This is a genomic window from Nocardia sp. NPDC049220, assembly GCF_040647855.1.
Classification (GTDB): domain Bacteria; phylum Actinomycetota; class Actinomycetes; order Mycobacteriales; family Mycobacteriaceae; genus Nocardia.
On the sequence record NZ_JBEZDA010000001.1, the window covers coordinates 862,869 to 884,601 of the forward strand.

The following is a 21,733-nucleotide window of genomic DNA, read 5'->3' on the forward strand; positions in this document are numbered from 1 at the left end:
GAAGGGTGCGAACGGAAGGAAAGGACTCAGCCGGCCTGTTCGCAGCCGGGATCGCCTACCACCCTTGAAGTTCGACTCCGATCGTCTCGTCTGTGGTATCCGTGCAGGATCGGTGCTGCGGACGGTTCCGGCGGAGTGACTGCCGCTCGCTGGTGGCGACCAGTTCGGTCGCGAGTGGGATCCTCGCTCTCGAGTCCGGGCCGCTGGTGCACGGCGGATTCTCTCCTTGCCGACGTGTGCAATCGGCAGATCGGTCTGCTGTGTTGTGCGTGCGAACTGCGTCGCGGGGGACCGATCGAATCCGCACGCCGATATCGATCGGTGGTCCTGTCCAGTATGCGGTGCGAGATAGTTGCCATAACGAGATATTTTTGCCCAAAATCGATGATCATGGCCCATTGAACTGGGCAATCCTTGGTGTGCGGAAAGTTTGCTCGTCACATATTAGTGACCGTGTTTTGCCTGCTTTGCGCCGATGAGGAGGGATAATCGACGCGTGACGGGGATAGATCGCCTTGCAGTGCGAAGCGCGGACGCGGTCGAGCGCGTCGTAGCGGGCAAACCGCAGAGTGTCGGCAGTTTCCGCTTCTGGTTCGACGACCAGAGGTGGGAGTGGTCCGACGAAGTCGCCGCGATCTACGGCTACACCTCGGGCAGCATGCAGCCCAGTACGGAGCTGCTGTTGTCGCACAAGCACCCCGACGATCGCGAACGAGTGGCGCAGTCGATCGCCGTCGCCGTGCGGACCGGCGAGCCGTTCTGCGGCCGCCATCGAGTCATCGATACCACCGGGCAGATCCGCCATGTCATCGTCGTCGCCGACCGCATGCTCGATGATCGGAACGAGGTGGTCGGCACGACCGGCTATTTCGTCGACGTGTCCGACACCATCGAAGAGAATCGGCAGGAGATCCTCGACGACACCTTGCCCGAACTCGTCGAATCCCGAGCGGTGATCGAGCAGGCAAAAGGTGTGCTCATGTTCGTCTACGGCATCAACGCCGAGCAGGCGTTCGGCGTGTTGCAGTGGCGTTCCCAGGAAACCAACACCAAGTTGCGGACCCTGGCACTGCTCCTGGTCGACGAAATCCTGGCCATGGGTGGCGGCCCGGCAACCCTGCGGACCAGTTTCGACCATCTGTTACTGACCTTGCGGTCCGATCACTCTCCATCGAATTGAGTTCCGCCGGACCGCGGCGCTCAGCTCACCGATTCGGGGACCGATCCCGTTTCGATCAACTCTTCGAGTAACTCCGCTTGCCCGGCGACCACTCCGGTCAGGACGGCCCGGGTCACCATCAGCAGTTCCGCCACCCGTGGCGAGGTCAGCGCATAAGAAACCGACAGCCCGTCGCGGCGCGCCGTGACCAGTCCCGTGCGACGCAGGATCGCCAACTGTTGGGACAAGCTGGCCGGCTCGATTCCGACCTCCGGCAGCAGTTCCGACACGGCGTAGTCCCGCTCGCCGAGCAGTTCCAGGACTCGAATTCGCGCCGGATGGCCCAGCGTCTTGAAGAAATCGGCCTTCATCCGATAGAGCGGCTGGCGTGCATCGCCCATGCTGTCCTCCACTCCCGAATGCTCGCTGCCATTACTTTCTGACCTTAGCAACTTCGCAGCGACAGTCGGCCGAGATCGCGCACCGGAGGCATGCCGCGCCGCGGCCCCGCCGTCGTGCGGCCGGCCGCTGCACTCCAGGGGTATCCAGATCGCTGCGAGGCGGTGGGACGCGGCGCCATGCGGAGGTCCGACCGGCGAGTCGAGGCGCGGCGGCCGCTGGCGCTGGGTGTGGGCCTATGACATGGTGCTCGCGATCGGATGCTGCGGCTGTCGGCGTCACATGCCCTGTGCGCCAACGCAGATGAGCCGGATGTCCTGCGTCTTCGCGGATTGGCCTTCCGTGCCGGCCTTATGTGGATGACAATTCATGTGAAGTGTGAGCACTGTGGGAGGGATTTGCTGTGGTCAGTGAGTACACATCGGCGTTGGAGCGCGAAATCGTGAATATGCGTGCGCAGCACAAGAACTTGCTGCGTTCGGGGCGGCAGTGGTCGCTGCGCACACTGTTCGGTACGCCCGACTGGGACATCGTCGATTATTGCCTCGAATTCCGGCCCAACCGCTTCGGTGTGGAGGCCTGTGCCGAGATCGAGCGGTTCTGCCGCTCATACGGCATCTGGCTCGAGCCGGGCGGCGAGCATTACAACAGCATGACGCCCTACCTGCACCCCGGGGCGATCAGCGCCGAACGGATGACGATCATCGGGCTCTATAACGCAATCTTGTTCTGGCTCAACGACACTGTCGGCCGGGAGAAGTTCGCCCATCTGGACGGCGCCACGCAGGAGCAGGCGCGGGTGGCGATCGACCGGCTCTGCGAGCTTCTTCGAACTCGTTCGGCGCCGGTCGATCCGACCGAATTGGAGACGTCCACATCGGCCTTCCTGGCGATGCTGATCGGCCTTGCCGAGCCGGACTGGCTCGATCGGTTCGTCGCGGCCACCATCGAGCATCTGCGGCCCGCGATTCAAGATCAGAATGCCCGCACCCGTGGTGGACTACTCGGCATCGAGGAATATATCGACCTGCGTGCCCACGTCTCAGGCATGTACCCGGCGATCGCCCTGTGTGAGTTCGGTCGAGACGACTACCTGCCCTGGGATCGGATCCGGCGCGCCGGGCTCGATGGTGATCTGCGCCGGATGCGGGTGCTGACCGTCGAGATCGGCGCGTTGATGAACGACTTGTTCTCCTTCGAGAAGGAATGCATCGTCGATCTGGCGGACTTCAACCTGATTCCGGTGGTCATGCTGAACCATCCGGGTTGCACGCTCGCCGACGCCGTTCGCCATGCCGCCGAGATCGTGCGGTCGCGACTCACGGAATTCCGGCATGTCAGTGCCGCCACGGCGGAGCGATGCGCCCGGGCCGGGGAAGTCGGCGCCGATCTGGCGGCGACCGTCTCGACCCATCTCGCGGACCTGGTCGGCTGTGTGCAGGCGACGTGGACGTGGCAGATCATGACGCTGCGATACAAGGGCGAATCGATCTTCGCGGAGAACAGCCTGGCGTAATACCGCTATTGCCGAAGATGGGAATGCTTCCGTGCGGCAGATTCTCGACGCTGTTACGTAAAGGTGGTTACCATGCGTCGGGGGGCTGTCGGCGGCCTGACCTGTGAGGGGGTTGCGGTGAACCGGATCGACCTCGACGTTTTGGCGGACTCGTGGCGGCGTGAGCTGCTGGCCGTCACCAGCGAACCCGTGCCCAGATCCGACCTGCAGGTCTTATTCTCGCGCTTGGTCGAGGAGCTGGTCGCCGCACTGGAATCCGAACAATTCGACGCGAGCGTCGGCGTTCGGGTCGGCGTGGCGCTGGTTGCCGCGGGGCTAACAGGTCCGGAAGTGCCGAGTACCTCCGCGCAGGTGCTCTACCAGCTGGCCGAGCGAAGCGCGGATGCGCGGACCGGTCCTCGGCTCGCGGCGCTGCTCGCCGCGGTCGGTCAAGGCTACGCGGCGCAATCGCGTCGGCCTCGGCCGGAGCAACGTCCCGCCGAGGACACGGCAAGCGGGCTGACCACCGACCAGCGGTTCCGCGTGGTCTTCGACAACGCGGGAATCGCGATCGCGATCGGGGACACCGACGGCACCCTACTGGACGTCAACCGGGGCCTGGCCGAGATGATCGGTGTGCCGATCGAAACGCTCCGTGGCGTGTCGGTCTACGACTTCGCCCACCCCAACGACCGAGAAGGGATTCGCACGCTCGTCTACGACAAGCTGGTCCCGGCCGGGGAAGGCACGGTCAAGTTGGAGCAGCGCATGCGCCGCTCGGACGGCAGCTACGGGTGGGCCTCGTTCGCGATCACCTTCGTCAAAGGAGTCGACGGGCAGGGCAACTATCTGCTCGCGGTCGGCGAAGACGTCACCGAACAGCATCGCATGCGCGAAGAACTGCATCGGCAGGCGCGACATGATCCGCTCACCGGTCTGCCGAACCGTAGGCATCTCATCGAGCGGATCGACACGATGATCGCCGACGCCCGCGCGGGGGACCGCGCGGGGCTGTGCTTCGTCGACATCGACCGTTTCAAGAACGTCAATGACCGCTACGGCCATGGCACAGGAGACCAGATCCTGACCGCGGTGGCCGCTCGCTTGCAGGAGAGCGTGCGCGGCACCGGGTGCCTGATCGCCCGAATCGGGGGTGACGAGTTCGTCGGGCTGGTTCCGCCGCCGGCCAGCGACCACCGGGTGGCGACGGTGGCGAACAGTCTGTTGGAAGCACTGATCGATCCGATCACCGTCGGCGATCGACGACTCCAGATGTCGATCAGCATCGGGGCAGTGGTGACGACGGTTGCGGGCGCGGATGCCGAATCGTTGCTCGACGCCGCCGACACCGGACTCTATCGAGCCAAGGCCGATGGCAAAGGCCGATGGGTGCTGCACATTCTCGACACGGACTCGACACGCGGACCGCAACCTGTTCCCTGAGTCGCGCATGTTGGACCCGACTTCCGAGGCCGTGGAATGTGCCCCCGGTTCGCGGCGTCGAGTTCCTTCAGCGGTTCAGCAACCTCCGCAAATATCCCTCCGGGACGCTTGGCCACTCGTCTTTCCAACGGTGCTCCTGCAGGTCGCGGTGCAGGGCGATGATGAGCGAGAGGATCCACGGGCTCTCATCGCGTACCGGCCGGGTCAGGCCGACGCCGGCGTACTGGGCCAGCACCGGCACCAGTGCGTCCTTCGCCGCATCGATGTTTCGCGCCGCCGCGAGACAGCATGCGAGCAGTAGTTGCGCCTGCGCCGCCGCTCGTGGGCGTCGAGCGGCGGCGATCGAATCGCGCAACTGCGTCGCACGGGTGCAGGCGGCGGTGACCCGCCGCGGATTTCCGGATCGCAGCAGCATCCGGATCGCGGAATCCTCCCGCAGTTCGGCAGCCATCGTCGCGATGCCGTTCTCTCCAGCGGGTGGTTCGGTGACATAGGTGGCGGTCAGTCCGAGTCGGACTTGTTCATTGGCGATGCGGGTGGCCAGACGCGGCAGTTTCAAGGCACGTGCGGCCTCGGCGCCTTCCTCCAGGTGTCGCGCGGCGGCGGCGAGGTCGCCACGCAGGGCTTTGGTCCGGGCGCCGATGGCGTAGGTCGCCATCATGAAGTCGACCGGTCCGCCCTCGGTGCCGAGCTGACCGGCCGCGTCGAGCAGGCGTTCGGCCTCGGTGAGTTGGTCGCGTTCATAGAGCAGCTCACCGAGCAAGGCGCCGGCCAGCCGCGCGGAGTAGGACTGCGGGCCGGACGAGGTGGTAGCGACCTGCAACGCGGCACGGAAACTGTCTTCGGCCTCGGCGATATCGAGTTGTTCGCGCGCCGCGATGCCGACCAGGCTGTGGCTGTACATCAGGCTGAACGTGCCGCGAATCTGTTGGTGATACGGGGCAGCCCAATCGTGCCATTCGCTTGCTCGGGCATAGTCGAACCGTGCGGTCGCGCAGAACGCGGCGAGATTCGCGGCCGCGCACAGCGCCCACGGGCCCAGCGTGTCGGTTCGGGCCAGGCACTCGGTGACCACGGCGTCCACGCCCACCACGCGGTCGGCGAAGGCGTGCTCCACGCTTTCGATGAGATCGGCCTCTACGGCGAGATCGGGTTCGGCCGCCGGGGACTTCTCCAGCGCGGTCCGCACGAGTCGCAATGCCGCATGCAGTTGGGTGGGTTGGCGAAGCAGTACATGTACCCAAGCGACTCCGATCTGCAGAACGGGACGTGCGTTGGCGACCGTCGGTGGAAGTTTGGTGACCAGACCGAGAAATGTCGCAAACTGGGCATGTTGCACCAGCTCGCGGCCCCTCGCTTCGACGATGTCGGCAGCCTGTTCGACATCACCGCGAGCCAGCGCATGATCGATGGCCTCACTGAGCATCCTGTGCTCGCCGAACCAGGTGGCGGCCGCGCGGTGGAGTTCGGCGACCTGCTCGGGATGGTCGCGTTCGAGTCGTAATCGGAGGAACTCCGCGAACAAACGGTGGTAGCGGAACCACGCACCGCTGTCGTCGGTTCGGCGCAGGAACAGATTGCGGCGTTCGAGGTTCTCCAGCACGGACTGCCCGTCCGGCAGCCTGGTCAGCGCGGTCGCCAGGCTTCCGGAGATCCGGTCGGGAAGTGCGGTTTTGAGCAGAATGTCGAGGAGATCGGGCTCTACGGTGTCGAGGACGTTCGCCGCGAGATACTCGGCGATGGTGTCACTACGCCCGGTCAGGTGGGTGATCAGGCTCGCGGCGTCGGGATGTTCACGCGTAGACAGCGCGGCGAGTTGCAGTGCGGCGGCCCACCCTTCGGTGCAGTCGCGTAGCTCGGCACTCTGCTTGTCGTCCAGCTCGAGACCGCCCAGACCGGACAGGAACGCTTTCACTTCGTCGGCATCGAAACGTAAAGCAGTCGTGTCTATCTCGACGAGCTCATGGCGAAGGCGCACGGTATCCAGGGCCGGCAATCCTTCGCGCGACCGGCTGGTGAGGATGATCTGCAGGTGATGGCAGCCCTGCTCGACCAGGAAACGTAATGCGTCGATGGTGGCCACGTCGGTGACCCGATCCCAGTCGTCGATGACGATGGCGAATCGCTCGTCGCGATCGTGAATGGTGTTGATCAGGGTGGTAAGCACATAGCGAGTCGCGCTGTTGTCCCCCTCTTCGACTATTCGTGGCAAGTCTGGCGCCAGCGCGGGGCGGGCGTGGTTGAACGCCTCGATCAAGTGCGTGAGAAACCATGCGACATTGTTGTCGTCGCGGTCGGCGTTGAGCCACGCCACCGCGACCCCTTCCTTCTCGGCGAGGCGCTGTGCCCACTGTGCCGCCAGCGTGCTCTTCCCGAATCCTGCCGGTGCGTGCAGGACGGCGAGCCGTGGTCGCGGGTCGGTCTGCAAGACGTCGATCAGTCTGTCCCGTTGAACCAGTGCTCCAGCAGGTATCGCCGGACGGAATTTCGTATCGGGTGCCGGCGGTGTCCTGGGTCGAGCGGACGGGGATCGGCTAGGGGACGGCACTGGACGTGGGCTGAGAACTCCGGTCGGATGCGCGTCGTGGTCGTCGGCGGGGGAGGGCAAGGTCATATCCTCGATCGGCAGGCCGTTGGCGCGCTGGATATCGCGAAGCAGTTCGCCGAAATCGGCGGCTGAACGGGGACGATCCGCCGGATTCTGCGACATGCTCGCCTCGATGGCGGTGCAGACATCACCGGGGATCCCGTCGAGCCGCAGATCGGGAAGCGGCTCGGCGGCGATCCGTAGGAACTGTGCGACGATCTGTTCGCCGGAACGGCGTTCATACGCCGCGTGACCGGTGATCATGGCGAACAGTGTCGCGCCGAGCCCGTAGACATCGGAGACCGCCGACGGGCCGCCGGAACGCAGCACCTCCGGCGCGGTGAACGCGGGAGATCCGGTCACCACGCCGATAGCGGTCTCGAAACCGCCTTCGATGCGGGCGATTCCGAAATCGGTCAGCTGTGGCACACCGTAGTCGGTGAGCAGGACGTTGCCCGGCGTGATGTCCCGATGCAGGATCCCGGCTCGATGCGCGGTCTCGAGCGCACCGGACAATTTGATCGTGATCCGGATCGCCTCGGCCCACGGGAGATGACCCTCCTTGCGGATACGCGTCTCCAGTGAGCCATGCGAGTAGTACGGCATCACCAGATACGATCGTCCGCCACCGGTGGTCCCCACCTGGAGGACCGGCACGATGTTCGGATGTCCGGACAGTGCGCCCATGGCCTGCTGCTCGCGCAGAAACCGCTCGACATGCTCCGGTTCGAGATCCGGCCTCGCCGTGAGAACTTTGACCGCGACGTTGCGATTCAGCGCCTGCTGCCGACACCGATAGACCACGCCGAAACCACCCTCGCCTACCACTCGGGGTTCGCCGAAACCTGCGTCCTCCAGCTCCTGCTCGATCTCTGGAGGTCGGCCGTTCTGTGTCGCGAAGGGGTCTGAACCGGCCATGGCCCTGCTCTGTGTCGGGTATCTGTGGTCCCTGCGGTCGGTAACCAGTTTATGCCTGGCGAACCGTCAGATCGGTCCGATCAACTCGGGATCGCGCTGGCCGCGCCGTATCCTCTGCGGTGATCCCGTTCATATACCGGTGTTCAAGCAACGCGGTGGACAATGCTGTTCCACGTGGCCTCCGCCGGCAGCCCGGTCGCCCGCGGGTCGAAGTTCTTCGAGGCGCGGCGGTGGCTGGGATTCGATCGTGCGATCAACGCGGCCTCCGCCTACGCCGTCCAGGGGACGAGATTGTGGTCCGGGCTGCGACCGGCGCCACGGGCTACCGGCAGGTCCGGGCAAGCTCCGGTGATCCGAACGTGGCGAGCGGTCCGGGCGGTTCCGATCCCCATCGGGTGCCGGCGGAGGCGCGCGGCAATTGCCCTGTGTCGGCGAGCGCTCGGGCATCGAGCAGCCCGCGTGGCCCGCCAGAAGTGCGGGCAGCCGGGGGGCTCCGAAGTCATTGCCCCCGAGGGACTATGGGTGTCATCGCGCCGTCAGGAGACCTTGACCGCAGCAATGCGGACGCAATCGTGCGTTCTTGCACCTGTACGTGCAAAATCCGGTTAGCCTAGTGGTGACAACGATCCGATGACCGGTATAGCCGAATCGAGAGCCAATTATGTTGGTACAAAGAGCGTTGGTGTCGGGTGAACTCGGGGTGTGGCGGTGAGCGCGCCGACGGTCGGATTATTGCCGACCGCGCCGCAACTGTTGTGCGCATTCCAGGGGCGGCGTTTCGAAGATCGGGAGTTGCTGCGTTCCGCGCACGCACTCGCCGAGCTACACGAGCGCCGCGCCCAAGTGCGGGATGCGGCGTTGATCGCCGAAATCGACTGTCGGCGTGGCGAACTCGTCGACGACATCAACGAATGGATCACCCAGGAGATTCCGCAGCACCGCAACGGCGCCTCATTGCACACCGAGAGTCTCGGCGCGGTGGTGGACCGGATGGCGCGTAGCTGGGTGGACGCGAATCAGATCATCGACGCCGAGGGGGCGCGCAGTGGCAATACGCATAGGCATTGGTACCAGCTGGCTGAACTCGTCGACGGGTATACTGATCTGGTAGCAGACGTGGCCGGTGGCCGCCGTCGTTTGCCCGAGCAATGATCAGGTTTGCCCGAGCAATGAATTCGTCACGACGGGAGTCTCGTCCACAACAGCGATAATGCCCGTCAGCGTCACTTGTCCGAATGGCGACGTCACCAGGGTTGGAGTTGTCAGCAGCGACTCCACCTGGGTGTTTATGTCGCCGACACAGTGACGGCGGGCGCAATGGGGCGCCCCGCCCGGCGTGCCGCGTGGTCGATCAGCGCGGCACGCCCCGTCGTTTTCACCGGTTCCAGTACTTACTTCGCAGCCACGACGTGGCGCGCGGTACGTCGCGCCCTTCGGCGGCGTAGTGCGCGGCGGATCCGGCTGGCGAACAAGGACACCAGCACCAGCCCGATGACGAGTAGGACGGTTGCGACCACCGCCGCGGCCACCGGGTTGAAGACGGCGAGCGTGATGATGCCCGCGACACCGATGTCCTCGGCGGTGCTGACGACGATATTGCTGGCAGGTTCGGGGGAAGTGTTGACCGCGATCCGGGTCCCCGCCTTCACCAGGTGGCTGACCAGCGCCGCGGTGCCGCCCACCGCGGCCGCGGCGAGTTCGGGCAGCGAGTCGTCCTGCCCGGCCAACAGGGCGGCGACCACGCCCCCCGCGATCGGCCGTATCACGGTGTGCACCGCATCCCAGAACGAGTCGAGGTAGGGCACCTTGTCCGCCACCACCTCGATCAGGAACAGTGCTGTCGCCGCGATCAGGACATCGCTGCGCTGCAATGCTTCCGGTACCGCCTCGGCGAGCCCGAACCGACCGAGCAGCCCGAGCAGCAGGACGACCAGGTAGGCGTTCACGCCGCTGGCCCAACCGGCGGTGAAGAGGAGAGGTAGCGCGGACACGTACCCATCGTATGGTGGCCCGGCCTCGACCTGCCCAGGGCGAGGTCCGGTTCGAGCCCGATGGCACCCGTCACCGCGCAGGTCCCGTGACCGGTGCTGAACGCGCTGTCCGAAGCCGAGCCGGGACACTCCGACCGGACCGGTCTGGCGTACGCGGCGCCGAGCGCCTCCGGTGCCGGACGCCGGCGACCAGCGGAGTGTCCGGTCAGCGTCCGTCGGCATCCGCGCTGCGTCGGCGACAATTCTGGAGATGGGGCGGCCATCCCCCGAACGGCACCGCGCCCGGGTCGCGTATCGGTGTGATTTGTTTTCGGTGTGTCGAAATCCTCTGTGTCGCATGATATTCGGTCGTGGTCGACGAATTTTCCAAGCGGCTGATGCCGGACGAGTTGTGGCAGTTGGCCGAGCCGTTACTACCGAAATTCGCCGCGCGGGCGCAGGGTGGCGGTACCGCGCCGGTCGACCAGCGGGCGGTATTCACCGCGGTGGTCTACGTGCTGACCAGCGGATGTGCGTGGCGGACGCTCCCTGCCTTGTTCGGGGTCACTGTTCCGACTGCGCATCGGCGTTTCACGGCGTGGACGAAGACGGGTGTATGGCGAGATTTACACCGAGCGGTCCGCGATGAGCTCGGCAGCGAGGACCTGATCGACTGGTCGCGGGTGGTGATGGAGGCGGCGAGTACGCGGGCGAAGAACGGGGGAGCTGCCGGATAACCGGTCGATCGCGCCAAGTCCGGTTCACGGCCGCGCAGGCGCTCGCGGTGTGCGGGAAATAATCTGACTGTGGGTGTTCGGCGTACGCGCACCAATGACCCCGCGATATTCGAGCAGTCGATATCCGCGATATTTCGCCGCGCCACGACCTGGACGCACGCGACGAACACCTCACCACAAGTATTCCCACCTCGCGGGCGAGCGGACCGCTGCTGTGCCCCCGGGCGACTGTTGAGACGTGGTGCTGATGCCGCCTAGCCGAGTTCGGCGAGCTGCGGGACGGCCGGAGCGATGCGGTCGATCCAGGCGGCCGGCGAGCCGGTCGTGGGGGTGACGATGACGGCGTGCACGCCGAGTTCGGCGTAGGCGGCCATCTGCCGGACGAAGGCATCGCGGTTGTCTGGGTCGGGTCGTGGGTTGTTGGCCAGGATCGTCTTGCGGATCCGGTCGTAGTCCCGTCCGACATCGTCGCAGTGCCGTCGCAGGACGTCGAGCTTGTGCGCGACGTCCTGCGGTGCGGAACCGAAGAGGTTGCAGGCGTCGCCGTACTGCGCGACCAGCCGCAGCGTCTTGCGCTCCCCGCTGCCGCCGATGAGTACCTTGGGTCGGTTGATCGGTTGCGGTGAGCACAGCGTCTCGGCGAGTTGAAAGTACTTGCCCTCGAACGGTCCGTTGTTCCGCGGGTCCCACATCTGCTGGCAGATGCGCAGCGTCTCCTCCAGTCGGTCGAATCGTTCGGCGATCGGTGGGAACGGCACGCCGAGCCCGCGGTGCTCGCGCTCGAACCACGCGGCGCCGATGCCCAGCACGGCGCGGCCGCCGGAAAGCACATCGAGCGTGGTGACGATCTTGGCGAGCAGGCCGGGGTGCCGGTACGTCACGCCGGTGACGAGCAGGCCGAGGTCGATGCTGGAGGTGTGCGCGGCAAGGTAGCCCAGCGTGGTGTAGCCCTCGAGCATGTTCGACTCCGCGGGAAGGCCCGTCGGCTCGATCTGGAAGTAATGGTCCATGAACGACAACCAGGTCGCTCCGGATTCCTCCGCCGCGGCACCCACCCTGGCCAATTCGCCTGCGATGGCGGTGGCCCCGCCGTCGACGTCGAATATCGGTATGTGAAATCCCAGCTCCATGAAGCAATCCTTTGTGCTCAGACGACCTTCGAGCGACCACGCTAAGTGCTGGAGCGCACTCCAGGTCAAATCGAGCAGACTGTGTGCTGATGCTTGCGCGCGGGCAATATCAGAACCAGTCGAGGGGGCGGGTGCTCACACCAAGGCGGCTCTGGCTTGCGCGTATTCGATGACATCTGCTGCGTACGCTGCCGCGTTCTGCTCCGCGCAGCGCACTCGCAGGTGGTCTATCGCGCTGTCGAGTTGTGGTCCGGGCCCTTGTTCTGCGAGCAGGACCACCGTCGCCTCCCAGCCGCCGATCTGCGGGGTGGGACGCGCCAGCAGTTCGTCCAGGTAACGGCCAGGTTCTATCAGCCGGATCGCTCGTCGCGCGTGCGCGTGCACCCGCCGCGGCAGCTCCGCGCGGATGGCGTCGACATCCGTCTGCAACACGTGCTGCCCACCTGGTTGCGCCGGGTCGAGCCGCAGCGACCACAAGTCGGTCAGCTCCGCTGGTATGCCGTGATCGTTGATCAGGTCGGGGCCGGTGGCCTTCTCCAGCGGCGTGGGTGGGCGACCCAGCTGCGCATTACGCCAGTTGCAGTACTCCCACCAGCCGATCGGCGTCGCATTCAGAACCAGGCCGAATCTGAGTAGCTGCTGCCCATCCGTCCACGTGCGGAAGGTCCTGGTGCGACCGACGGATGCCACACCGCTCGGTTCGACCCGTACCCAGGTGGGTTCGGGGCCGTGAAACCCATACGGCTGCAACAGCTTCCCGGTATCGCGCATCAGGCGGCGCAACGCCGACTCCGGTTTCACCATGTCGGCAGATTAGCGGTGTCCGCCGACAGAGCATCGAAACGGCTTCGGCCGCATGCCTACCGAAGCCCGCCGGCCCGGCACAATCCCGCGCGACCTGATCGCCAGGAAAGGCCGGAGCCGGCGCGCCGCCGCCGCGATATCAGCGCGGCCGCGACGTCGACGCTCGAGCGAGTGCTGGAGCGCCTAGGCATCGTGTGCCGGAAGGTCGGACGAACCGGGGCCCTCAGCGCGAGCCTTTATCCCGCCCGGGGATATGGCCCGACGCCGAGGGTGCCCGGTGTCACAGCTCACTGGCCGAGCGAGACCACCTTCGATTGCCCGGAAACGACAGTGTCATTGCTGTCGACCAGCGCGACCCGCACCTGGACCGACTGCCCCGCCGACATCGGCGCCTCCTCGCCCTCGGCTCCGACCAGGGTGACCACGGCGGTGTGTGGGGCTCCGTCGCAAGTGACGGCGCTCTGCGTGCCGGTGGCGGACGGATTGTCCGCGTTGGGTTCGCCCACCATGGCCCGAATCGCGGTCACTCCGGCCGCGGCCTCGCAGGTGTAGTCGACCCCCACAGTGGTCGGCTCGACACCGCTGACATCGATGGTGTTGGCGGCGAGAGCGGTAGTAGCGGCCGCCACAACGGCCACCCCGATCGCTCCGAATGTGGTCATGATGGCGGCAGAACGTCGGTAGTTCCGGATAGTCATCGTAGATCTTCCTCCTCCTGCGTAGCCGAATTGGATTGCGGAGCACGATCAGAAGACACTGCGGCGCGCACCGCGCCGCACGTCCACACCCCCGCTATCTCACAGCAAATAACCTGTCGATCGTAACGCGATCCGCGGGACTGTCGTCATGTATTTCGTCATTGCTGGACCTCGGATGCGCGTCCGCCGCCGTAAGCGCGGATTATGCGTCGAACTCGACGGGATATGACGGCCGCGGCTCGACTGCCCGCGAAGTTGCCCGCCGCGCGTCGAGGCGAACGCGGAAACGTCGGTACGGGTGTGGTGCTGATGGCCCGCTTTACCGTGCCGCGTGCCGAACCGGGTCGCCGGTCTGGATCGCCGACCGGAACTCCTTGCTGCGGAACACTGTTCGGTGCGGCGCATCCGCGCGCTGCCCGGTCTCTGGTCATACTGGCGTAATGGAGCCGTCCGTCGCGGAGATTGTCGACATCATCGGTCACGTGTTGGCGATTGTGCGACGTGTGCCACAGGATCTGACCTGGCAAGCTCGGTACTCGGATGAGCGTGAGCTCGTGGACGATCTGACCGATCACGCGGGGCGGATCCAACGGGGTGATGTGAGCAGGATGTCCGATCTCAGATTTCTGTTCGTGCCGACCGGGCCGCTGTGTGAGATCGCGGTCAGTAGTGGATGGCTCCATGTCTACGCAATGCTGGGGAACCGGTTCGACGAGTGTTGCGCACGCCTGTGACGGCTGTGCGTCGGCCATCACGTGGTCGGACGGCCGCGACCGCGCGTCGCCGTCATGCGGTGGGTCGGTGGCGTCGCGCCGGATGAGTCGGACCGTGGTCCGGATCTAATCCCGCCCGGCTCGCGGCAGGGGCTCGGTCGCCCGATTACGCTGTTCGTTATGTCTGTCCGCACCCGCAAACCGCTCATCCCCGGCACGCAGTCGCCCACCCGCGAGGTTCCGCGCACCGTCGAACGCCCGGAGTATGCGTGGAAGAAAACCGTGAATGAGGGACATGAGCCCTGGGTGCAGACCGCGGAGACGATCGAGAAGATGCGGATCGCGAGCAAGATCGCCGCCCAGGCGCTGGTCGAGGCAGGTAAGGCGGTCGCGCCCGGCGTCACCACCGACGAGCTGGACCGGATCGCACACGAATACCTGTGCGACCACGGCGCGTATCCGTCGACATTGGGCTACAAGGGATTTCCGAAATCCTGCTGCACTTCGCTGAACGAGGTGATCTGCCACGGCATCCCCGATTCGACGGTGATCGAGGACGGTGACATCGTCAATATCGATGTCACCGCCTACATCCACGGTGTGCACGGCGACACGAACAGGACCTATCTCGCGGGCGATGTCGATGCGGAGGTGCGCTTGCTGGTCGAGCGGACCGAGGAGGCCACACTGCGGGCGATCAAGGCGGTTCGGCCGGGACGAGCGCTCAATGTGATCGGCCGGGTGATCGAGTCCTACGCCAATCGCTTCGGCTACGGCGTGGTTCGCGATTTCACCGGCCACGGTGTCGGCCCGACCTTCCACAGCGGCCTGGTCATCCTGCACTACGACCAGCCGGCGGTGGAGTCGATCATCCAACCCGGCATGACGTTCACCATCGAGCCGATGATCAACCTCGGCGGCATCGACTATGAGATCTGGGATGACGGCTGGACCGTGGTCACCAAGGATCGCAAGTGGACCGCGCAGTTCGAGCACACCCTGGTCGTCACCGAGACGGGGGCCGAGATTCTGACCCTGCCGTGAATCCGACTCGAGCGGTGGGTATTCGGCGCGTTTCGGACGAAGGGCGGATCACTCCGCCGCCCGTGCCGACCGGGCGCGCGAGTTGCGCTGTCCCGCTGCGCGGCCTGGGCGGCGCCGTGCCGCGCCGTGCGGCGCCGACTCGCGGTTCCGTCGAGACCGGCACGGCGCGATGAAGGGTGCACTACTGGTCGCGGGGACGACCTCGGACGCGGGCAAGAGTGTCGTGGTGGCCGGGATCTGCCGAATGCTGGCACGCCGCGGTGTGCGGGTGGCCCCCTTCAAGGCGCAGAACATGTCCAATAATTCTGTAGTCACACTCGACGGCGGGGAAATCGGGCGCGCGCAGGCGTTGCAGGCGCGGGCGTGCGGGCTGGAGCCGAGCGTGCGGTTCAACCCGGTCTTACTCAAGCCGGGTAGCGACCGGCGCGCACAGCTGATCGTGCGAGGAGCCGCGGTCGGCACGGTCGGCGCCGAGGACTACTTCCTGCGCCGGCAGGAGCTGCGTGCTGTCGTCGCCACCGAACTCGCCACGCTGCGCGCCGAATTCGACGTGGTGATCTGTGAAGGCGCCGGCTCGCCGGCCGAGATCAACCTGCGGGCTACCGATCTGGCGAACATGGGGCTGGCGCGGGCCATGCAACTGCCGGTACTGCTGGTCGGCGACATCGACCGGGGCGGTCTGCTGGCCCATCTGTTCGGCACGGTCGCGATCCTCGAACCCGAAGACCAGCGCCTGATCTCGGGGTTCATCGTCAACAAATTCCGTGGCGACGTCGAGTTGCTGCGCCCCGGGCTGGATCGCCTCGTCGAGCTCACCGGCCGACCGACCCTGGGCGTGCTCCCCTACACCGACGACCTCTGGATCGACGCGGAGGACTCGCTCGGCACCGTTGCCGATGCACCGGTCGGCCGCCCCGGCCCGCCGGTGGGCACGGAGTGGCTGACCGTCGCCGCGGTCCGGCTGCCGCGGATTTCCAATTCCACCGATATCGAGGCGCTGGCTTGTGAGCCGGGAGTCGCGGTGCGCTGGGTGAGTGAGCCGTCCCGGTTGGCCGGCGTGGATCTGGTGGTCGTGCCAGGGAGCAAGGCGACGGTGTCGGACCTGGAGTGGTTGCGCCGCACCGGTATCGCCGACGTGCTGCGAGCACGCGCGGCCGCGGGCGCACCGATACTCGGTATCTGTGGTGGGTATCAGATGCTCGGCACCCACATCCTCGACCGGGTCGAGTCGAATGCGGGCGCGGTCGACGGGCTCGGGTTGCTCGACCTGTCCGTCGAGTTCGCCGCGGCCAAAGTACTTCGTACCAGCTCTGGCGACAGCGCGGGAATTCCAGTGCGGGGCTACGAGATTCATCACGGTCGGGTGGTCCGCCGCGGCGACCCGGCCTGGTTCACCCTCGACGGGCAGCCGGAAGGCAGTGTCCGTGGCGCGGTGTGGGGCACCCATCTGCACGGCCTGCTGGAATCGGACCGATTCCGGCGGAGTTGGTTGCGCGCGGTCGCGTCGGCCGCCGGGCGCGCGGGTTTCGTTGCCGCCGAGGATGTCTCGGTCGCCGCAGTCCGGGACGGGCAGCTCGATCTGCTGGCCGACCTGGTCGAAGACCACCTGGACATCGGGCAGTTGGAACGTCTGCTCGCCGACGGGGCACCCGCCGATCTGCCGATTCTCGCCACCGACGTCGTCCACCGCAGTGTGTCGTCGCGCGACTGAGCGGTTGACGCGGCGACCCCCGAGCCTTACCTTGCAGTAAGGAATTCGATTCCGAGTAAGGCGACGGGTAATCCGACGCGAAACGATCACGGTCGGGTGAGGGTGATGGTGACGGACAAAAGGTCGACCAGCAGAGGGGGAAACGTGGTCTCGGCGGCCGTCACGAGCAAAGGTCAGATCACCATCCCGATCGATGTGCGCGTGGCGATGGGGCTGCGCGCGGGCGTGCGCGTCGCCTTCGTGCCAACACCCAACGGCACCTACGAACTGGTCCCCGAGACGCGCACGATCAAATCATTGAAGGGCATCGTCGGCTGGTCCGGTTCGCCGCTGGGGCTCGCCGAGATGAACGAGGCGATCACAGGCAACGTGGTGGAAGGCAAGCAGCGATGATCGGTCTGGACGCGAACGTGCTCATTCGCTACCTCACCCAGGACGACCCGGAGCAGTCCGCCCGGGCCAACCAGGTGATCGACGGGCTCAGCGAGACCAAGCCCGGCTACGTCACGATGATCGTGCTCGCCGAGATCCACTGGGTGTTGCGTCGCGGCTACCAGCAGGACCCCGACGCGGTCACCGATGTGCTGCTCGGGCTGCTCGATTCCAGCGAGATCGTGGTCGAGCGCGCCGACACAGTGCGCCAGGCGCTGCGCAGGGCCGCCGACGGCGCGGATTTCGCTGACGCGCTGATTCAGCAGCTCGGTCAGGAGGCGGGCTGTGACCTGACCGTCACGTTCGATCACTTCGCAGGTGAGCAGGCCGGAATGCGACTGCTCGCCTGAATCGAGCGCTCGCGACACGACGCCTCGAGCCGGTGACCCGTGTAGCGTGATTCGGCATGAAATCTCGGCAGATCGCGGTGGGTGACCGGGCATGGACCGTTCGGATCGACGGGCCGGAATCCCGGCACAGCGTGCTGCTGCTGCCTGATTCCGGTGATCCGGCGGACGTCTTCGACCAGGTATGCGCCCGACTGCACACCTCGGATCTGCGCACGTTCGCGGTGGAATCGATCGAGGGACTCGACCCGGGCGGAGTGACCGCGATCTTGGACGAACTCGGGCTGCCCTGGGTGAACGTCGCCGGGCGTGGCGCGGGAGCCGCGCTGGCCTGGCAGGTATGCGCGAGTGGATTCGGTCGGTATCAGAGCCTGGTCGTCGCAGACCGGGGTCACCCTGCAGTTCCGGGCGCCGACGGGACGGTGCTCGACGCGAACACTCGTCCAGTGGAGGTGCCCACCACCGTGCTGGTCACCAAGAATCTGCCCCGATCGGTGGCCGATACCTCCGGGCGGTTCGTCCACGGCGAGTTCCGAGTGGTCGAGGTCGACGTGACCGATGTGGCGACCGAAGCAGACCACGAACTGGCCACCGAGATCGTGTTACGCACCAGCCTCTGGTGATCTGTCGCCGGACGTGGTCCGGTATACGTGCAGCCAGTCCAGCCAACGGTCGAGTTCGGCGAACGCGCGAGCCAGCGGCTCCGGGGCGGAGAGGAACACGTCGTGCTTGGCGCCGTCGATCGGCACCATGTTGGTCCGATCGCCCAAGCAGCCCGACCAGCGCTGGATCTGTTTCACGTCCAGCACCGCGTCGGCCACGTCCACGGCGGGACCGTACGTCCTGGCGAACTTGGTGATCCTGGAGCGCAGGATCAGCGATGGCACCCCGATATCGAGTCCTTCGTGCAGACGCGCGTGGCCCTGGCGGATCGCGCGCAGCCAGCCGAGCCGAACCGGGAAGCCGTGCAGTGGTTTCCAGTCCAGGTTGTAGTCCCACTCGCCGGACACCGTGTGATGCAGGCTGTCGCCGTAGGTGCTGACCTTCCCGCCGGGTACTTCGACCATCCTCCGGAAACGCCCGAGCGTTTTGATGATCGGCGTGCCGACGGTCCGGTAGTAAGACGGGCCTTGCAGGTCGAACCACGGGCTGTTGAGCACGAGACCGGTGATCCCCGCGGCGGCCGTGCCGTGCGTCCGATTCAGTCGATCCAGCCACAGCGGCACGATCAGACCGCCGGTGGAGTGTGCGTTGAGCACCACCGGCGCACCGGTCTCCGCCCGGACGATCCGCAGCGATTCGGTCAGTTCCCGGTCATAGAAAGCGAGATCCGTCACATAGTGCGGCGTGTGCCCATCCCGCAGCGAGCGACCACACTTGCGCAGATCGAGCGCGTAGAACTGGAACCCGCACTCGGCGAAATGCTCAGCGAGATGCTCCTGGAAGAAGTAATCGGTGAATCCGTGCACGTAGAGCACCGCGCCAGCGGTCTGCTCGACGGTGCCGTTCGGGACGTAGCGCACCAGTGTGGCGACCACCTCGCCCTCCCCGTCGGGATCGGCGCCCAGCAGCAGCGTGCGCTGTTGGAAACGTGTGCCGAGGACATCGGGACGCCAACTGTCGTCCTCCGCGGCGGTGCCGACCGACTCGGCAAGCGACTGTTCGTTCGTCACCCGACCAATGTATTTGACGGTGCCGCGACCCGACAGCGTGTGGCGCCTCGCGGGCCCTGGTGGTGACGATGATCTCTGTCGCATTCGGCACATTCCGCAGGCTGGTTGCGGACGATGCGCGTGGTGAGGTGCAGAATTGGGATAGGTGAACGGTGGGTAACCTACCTCTAGCCATGCTGTTCGGGAACAGCGATTGCCGGACCCGAGCCACAACTGAACACCGCGCCCAGGCAGGTCCACCCGCTCGGTGGGCCCGCGCAGAAGGACAAGGAAGTCGATCTACCCGTGCCGAACGCTGCCGTGACTGAAAAGACCGATGTAGTACTCATCGGTGCCGGGATCATGAGTGCCACCCTCGGCGCGCTGCTGCGGCAGTTGCAGCCGGACTGGTCGATCGCCCTGTTCGAGCGGCTGGACGCGGCCGCGGCGGAGAGCAGTGACCCGTGGAACAACGCAGGCACCGGGCACTCCGCGCTGTGTGAACTCAACTACAGTCCGCAGAACGCCGACGGCTCGGTCGATATCAGTAAAGCCGTCGACATCAGCGAGCGGTTTCAGGTCTCGCGCCAGTTCTGGTCCTACGGCGTGGAGAACGGCATCCTGGGCGACCCGTCCACCTTCATCAACCCGATCCCGCACGTCAGTTTCGTGCACGGCGCCGACAATGCGCAGTACCTGCGCAAACGGTACGAGGCGCTGGCGCCGCACCCGCTGTTCGAGGGCATGCAATACATCGACAGCCCCGAGGAGTTCACCAGGCGGCTGCCGCTGATGGCGCGCGGTCGCGACTTCTCCGACCCGATCGCACTGAACTGGTCCGACAGCGGCACCGACATCGACTTCGGCGCGCTCACCCAGGAACTGCTCGCCTACCTCGGCGCCAGCGGGGCGGACCTGGCCTTCGGTCACGAGGTGCGCAACCTGTCCAAGCAGTCCGATGGGTCCTGGCTGGTCACGGTGCGTAACCTGCGTACCCGGGAAACCCGCACACTGATCAGCAAATTCGTGTTCGTCGGCGCGGGCGGCGGCGCGCTCCCGCTGCTACAGAAGGCGGGCATCAAAGAGGCGAAGGGATACGGCGGTTTCCCGGTCAGCGGCCAGTTCTTCCGCTGTACCAACCCGTCGCTGATTCAACAGCACGAGGCCAAGGTGTATGGCAAGGCCGCGGTCGGGGCGCCGCCGATGTCGGTGCCGCACTTGGACACTCGCGTGATCAAGGGCAAGCCCGGCCTGCTGTTCGGTCCGTACGCGGGCTGGACGCCGAAGTTCCTCAAGGACGGCAAGAACACCGACCTGTTCAAGTCGGTGAAGCCGAACAACCTGTTCTCGCTACTCGGCGTCGGTGTCACCGAGCTGGGCCTGACCAAGTACCTGGTCAGTGAACTGCTGAAGTCCGAAGCAGGCAAGGTGTTCACGCTGTCGGAGTTCATTCCGCGCGCCGAGGCACGAGACTGGGAGTTGATCACCGCGGGCCAGCGCGTTCAGGTGATCCGTCGCAAAGGTGTGGGTGGCGTGCTCGAATTCGGCACCGCCGTGATCGCGGCACAGGACGGCACGGTCGCTGGGCTGCTCGGCGCGTCGCCCGGCGCCTCGACCTGCGTCACCGCCATGCTCGACGTCCTACGACGTTGCTTCCCACGGGAATACACCGATTGGACGCCGAAGCTGAAGGAAATGGTTCCGTCGCTGGGTGCGTCGCTGTCGGAGAACCCGGATCTGTTCCACGAAATATGGGATTGGACCACCAAGACACTGAACCTCGCGAACACGCCGAACCACGTTGGGGTCGCGGCAGACGCCTAGGTGTGATAGCAAGGCGCGATGATGTCAACGGTTGCTCTCAAACGGTCATGGGCACAGGATCTCGACACTGCCACGCTCTACCAGTTGTTGAAACTCCGCGTCGAAGTCTTTGTCGTCGAGCAGAAGTGCGCGTACCCAGAACTGGACGGGAACGATCTGCTTCCCGAAACCCGACACTTCTGGCTCGATGACGAGGGTGAAGTCATCGCGACCCTGCGCCTGTGGGAGGAGCACCACGACGGAGTGAAGAGCTTCCGCATCGGCAGGCTCTGCACCGCCCTACCCGCACGCGGACATGGGTACACCACACGACTCCTGCAGGCGGCGCTGGCCGAAGTCGGGTCCGCGACGGTACGGCTGAACGCGCAGAGCTATCTGGTCGACCTCTACCGCAAGCACGGCTTCACAGTCGACGGCGAGGAGTTCGACGAAGACGGCATCCCGCACTTGCCGATGCGCAAGGGTGCTGTGTAATCGCCTGCGCCGCTGTGTCTGATTTGCAGCGCCTGCGCGGTGTCTGATTTGCAGCGCCTGCGGCGCTGCGTGTTCGCGGCCCCATGGTGGCTCGCGTCCGAGCGGCCGACGCTGGCGACTTCGTCGCGGGCGCGTCGGCCGCTCGGATGCGAGCCGGGCCGCGAGCGTCGCTCGTAAGACTCGCTCCCTGGTGGTT

General features: G+C 65.8%; 19 protein-coding genes and 1 pseudogene. 13 read left to right on the top strand and 7 right to left on the bottom strand.

Annotated elements, in window-relative coordinates; all coding sequences use genetic code 11:
- Positions 1-496: 496 nt before the first annotated feature.
- The gene (locus AB0C34_RS03705) at positions 497-1,180 is read left to right on the top strand and encodes a PAS and ANTAR domain-containing protein (RefSeq protein WP_357067098.1); all 684 of its coding nucleotides are present in this window, start codon (positions 497-499) and stop codon (positions 1,178-1,180) included.
- A gap of 20 nt (positions 1,181-1,200) precedes the next feature.
- Here AB0C34_RS03705 and AB0C34_RS03710 read toward each other — a convergent pair whose 3' ends face one another.
- Positions 1,201-1,560 carry a metalloregulator ArsR/SmtB family transcription factor gene (locus AB0C34_RS03710; protein WP_357067100.1) on the bottom strand — a complete coding sequence of 120 codons (360 nt, stop codon included), beginning with the start codon at positions 1,558-1,560 and terminating at the stop codon, positions 1,201-1,203.
- A gap of 401 nt (positions 1,561-1,961) precedes the next feature.
- Between AB0C34_RS03710 and AB0C34_RS03715 the strand changes: the two genes are divergently transcribed.
- Complete coding sequence (locus AB0C34_RS03715; RefSeq protein WP_357067102.1) at positions 1,962-3,074, top strand: terpene synthase family protein; 1,113 nt, start codon at positions 1,962-1,964, stop codon at positions 3,072-3,074.
- Between the two features lie 72 nt (positions 3,075-3,146).
- Positions 3,147-4,496, top strand: a complete 1,350-nt coding sequence (locus tag AB0C34_RS03720; protein WP_357067104.1) for a diguanylate cyclase — start codon at positions 3,147-3,149, stop codon at positions 4,494-4,496.
- Positions 4,497-4,563: 67 nt separating this feature from the next.
- On the opposite strand, the gene AB0C34_RS03725 is transcribed toward AB0C34_RS03720, so the two are convergent.
- A complete protein-coding gene (locus AB0C34_RS03725; RefSeq protein ID WP_357067106.1) occupies positions 4,564-8,001 on the bottom strand; it encodes a protein kinase in 3,438 nt (1,145 codons plus the stop codon).
- A 792-nt stretch (positions 8,002-8,793) separates the two neighbouring features.
- On the opposite strand from AB0C34_RS03725, the gene AB0C34_RS03730 reads away from it, so the two are divergent.
- Entirely contained in the window at positions 8,794-9,153 is a 360-nt protein-coding gene (locus tag AB0C34_RS03730; protein ID WP_357068452.1) for a DUF4254 domain-containing protein, read from the top strand.
- Positions 9,154-9,392: 239 nt separating this feature from the next.
- Here the strand turns inward: AB0C34_RS03730 and AB0C34_RS03735 are convergent, their stop codons facing one another.
- Positions 9,393-9,992 (bottom strand): DUF4126 domain-containing protein, encoded by a 600-nt coding sequence (locus AB0C34_RS03735; RefSeq protein WP_357067108.1) that lies wholly within the window; start codon positions 9,990-9,992, stop codon positions 9,393-9,395.
- Positions 9,993-10,369: 377 nt separating this feature from the next.
- Here AB0C34_RS03735 and AB0C34_RS03740 point away from each other — a divergent pair.
- A pseudogene (locus tag AB0C34_RS03740) lies at positions 10,370-10,705 on the top strand (transposase); the annotation flags it as partial.
- 257 nt (positions 10,706-10,962) lie between these two features.
- Here AB0C34_RS03740 and AB0C34_RS03745 read toward each other — a convergent pair.
- From AB0C34_RS03745 to AB0C34_RS03755, 3 genes are all read right to left on the bottom strand, one after another.
- A complete protein-coding gene (locus AB0C34_RS03745; RefSeq protein ID WP_357067110.1) occupies positions 10,963-11,838 on the bottom strand; it encodes an LLM class F420-dependent oxidoreductase in 876 nt (291 codons plus the stop codon).
- Between the two features lie 135 nt (positions 11,839-11,973).
- Positions 11,974-12,642, bottom strand: a complete 669-nt coding sequence (locus tag AB0C34_RS03750) for a hypothetical protein (protein ID WP_357067112.1) — start codon at positions 12,640-12,642, stop codon at positions 11,974-11,976.
- 287 nt (positions 12,643-12,929) lie between these two features.
- Positions 12,930-13,340, bottom strand: a complete 411-nt coding sequence (locus tag AB0C34_RS03755) for a hypothetical protein (RefSeq protein ID WP_357067114.1) — start codon at positions 13,338-13,340, stop codon at positions 12,930-12,932.
- A gap of 440 nt (positions 13,341-13,780) precedes the next feature.
- Between AB0C34_RS03755 and AB0C34_RS03760 the strand changes: the two genes are divergently transcribed.
- The 6 genes from AB0C34_RS03760 to AB0C34_RS03785 all read left to right on the top strand — a co-directional run bounded on the left by AB0C34_RS03760 (position 13,781) and on the right by AB0C34_RS03785 (position 18,210).
- The gene (locus AB0C34_RS03760; protein ID WP_357067116.1) at positions 13,781-14,074 is read left to right on the top strand and encodes a hypothetical protein; all 294 of its coding nucleotides are present in this window, start codon (positions 13,781-13,783) and stop codon (positions 14,072-14,074) included.
- A gap of 159 nt (positions 14,075-14,233) precedes the next feature.
- On the top strand, positions 14,234-15,097 hold the full coding sequence (gene map, locus AB0C34_RS03765) for a type I methionyl aminopeptidase (protein ID WP_357067118.1): 864 nt from the start codon (positions 14,234-14,236) through the stop codon (positions 15,095-15,097).
- 169 nt (positions 15,098-15,266) lie between these two features.
- Positions 15,267-16,808, top strand: coding sequence for a cobyric acid synthase (locus AB0C34_RS03770; RefSeq protein WP_357067120.1), 1,542 nt, complete (start codon positions 15,267-15,269; stop codon positions 16,806-16,808).
- A 144-nt stretch (positions 16,809-16,952) separates the two neighbouring features.
- Positions 16,953-17,201 carry an AbrB/MazE/SpoVT family DNA-binding domain-containing protein gene (locus AB0C34_RS03775; RefSeq protein ID WP_357067122.1) on the top strand — a complete coding sequence of 83 codons (249 nt, stop codon included), beginning with the start codon at positions 16,953-16,955 and terminating at the stop codon, positions 17,199-17,201.
- Positions 17,198-17,590: a type II toxin-antitoxin system VapC family toxin gene (locus tag AB0C34_RS03780; RefSeq protein ID WP_357067124.1), complete on the top strand. Its 393-nt coding sequence runs from the start codon at positions 17,198-17,200 to the stop codon at positions 17,588-17,590. Before AB0C34_RS03775 ends, AB0C34_RS03780 begins: the two co-directional genes overlap by 4 nt.
- Before the next feature lie 56 nt (positions 17,591-17,646).
- A complete protein-coding gene (locus AB0C34_RS03785; RefSeq protein ID WP_357067126.1) occupies positions 17,647-18,210 on the top strand; it encodes an alpha/beta hydrolase in 564 nt (187 codons plus the stop codon).
- Here AB0C34_RS03785 and AB0C34_RS03790 read toward each other — a convergent pair.
- Positions 18,190-19,260 (bottom strand): alpha/beta hydrolase, encoded by a 1,071-nt coding sequence (locus tag AB0C34_RS03790; RefSeq protein ID WP_357067128.1) that lies wholly within the window; start codon positions 19,258-19,260, stop codon positions 18,190-18,192. The two genes, AB0C34_RS03785 and AB0C34_RS03790, sit on opposite strands and share 21 nt — an antisense overlap.
- Before the next feature lie 285 nt (positions 19,261-19,545).
- Between AB0C34_RS03790 and mqo the strand changes: the two genes are divergently transcribed.
- Both mqo and AB0C34_RS03800 read left to right on the top strand, forming a co-directional pair.
- Positions 19,546-21,063, top strand: coding sequence for a malate dehydrogenase (quinone) (mqo, locus tag AB0C34_RS03795; protein WP_357067130.1), 1,518 nt, complete (start codon positions 19,546-19,548; stop codon positions 21,061-21,063).
- 18 nt (positions 21,064-21,081) lie between these two features.
- Positions 21,082-21,537: a GNAT family N-acetyltransferase gene (locus AB0C34_RS03800; protein ID WP_357067131.1), complete on the top strand. Its 456-nt coding sequence runs from the start codon at positions 21,082-21,084 to the stop codon at positions 21,535-21,537.
- Positions 21,538-21,733: the final 196 nt, after the last annotated feature.